The following is a 707-nucleotide window of genomic DNA, read 5'->3' as shown; positions in this document are numbered from 1 at the left end:
GGTCTGCCGCTCGAGCGGCAGCGTGGCCGTCTCCCAGTCGAGGTCGTCCTCGTCGAAGACGACGAGCTCGACGGACGACGCGTTCCGAGACCAGACGCGCAGCGTCCCGCCGCCCTCGTGCAGGCGCACGCCGAGGTGGTCGAGAGCGTCGCCGCCGAGGGGTGATGCGGGCAGAGCGGGCATGCGCACCAGCCTAGGCGTGCAGACCTCCCGGCGGTGAATCTGCGTCTCCGAGGCCGTGATCCTCAGTCCCGCCGCCGGCGCGGTGGGAGGATGGGGTGATGCGGCACTACCTCGATCACGCGGCGACGACCCCGCTGCGCCCCGGTGCACGCGACGCCTGGCTCGCGGCGTCCGAGATCGTCGGCAACGCCTCGTCGACCCACGGCGCCGGCCAGGCCGCGCGTCGTCTGCTCGAGGACTCGCGGGAGCGCGCTGCCGCGGTCGTCGGCTGCGATCCGATCGAGGTCGTGTTCACGTCCGGCGGCACGGAGTCGATCAACACCGCCCTGCGCGGTCTGTGGGGTGCCCGCACCGCAGAGGCTGCGGCGATCGTGCTGCCGGATGCCGAGCATCACGCCACGACGGACACGGTCGCGGCCCTGGCGCGGGAGGGAGCCGTGGTGCGCCCGGTGCCGGTGGACTGTCTCTTATACACATCTCCGAGCCCACGAGACGCGTAGTAATTTTGTATGCCGTCTTCTGCT

Annotated in this window: 2 protein-coding genes; one reads left to right on the top strand and one right to left on the bottom strand. The window is 71.4% G+C overall.

Annotation, left to right across the window (positions count from 1 at the left end; all coding sequences use genetic code 11):
* On the bottom strand, nucleotides 1–183 hold a 183-nt coding region (locus BFN01_RS01035), incomplete at its 3' end, for a hypothetical protein (RefSeq protein ID WP_143187113.1).
* A 98-nt stretch (nucleotides 184–281) separates the two neighbouring features.
* Between BFN01_RS01035 and BFN01_RS01030 the strand changes: the two genes are divergently transcribed.
* Complete coding sequence (locus BFN01_RS01030; RefSeq protein ID WP_083428565.1) at nucleotides 282–683, top strand: aminotransferase class V-fold PLP-dependent enzyme; 402 nt, start codon at nucleotides 282–284, stop codon at nucleotides 681–683.
* The last annotated feature ends 24 nt before the right edge of the window (nucleotides 684–707 follow it).

Origin of the sequence: Microbacterium sp. AR7-10, from assembly GCF_001878835.1 — a bacterium.
Taxonomy (GTDB): Bacteria; Actinomycetota; Actinomycetes; order Actinomycetales; family Microbacteriaceae; genus Microbacterium; species Microbacterium commune.
The sequence above is the reverse complement of the archived record's forward strand: the minus strand, read 5'-3'. Positions and strand labels throughout refer to the sequence as shown.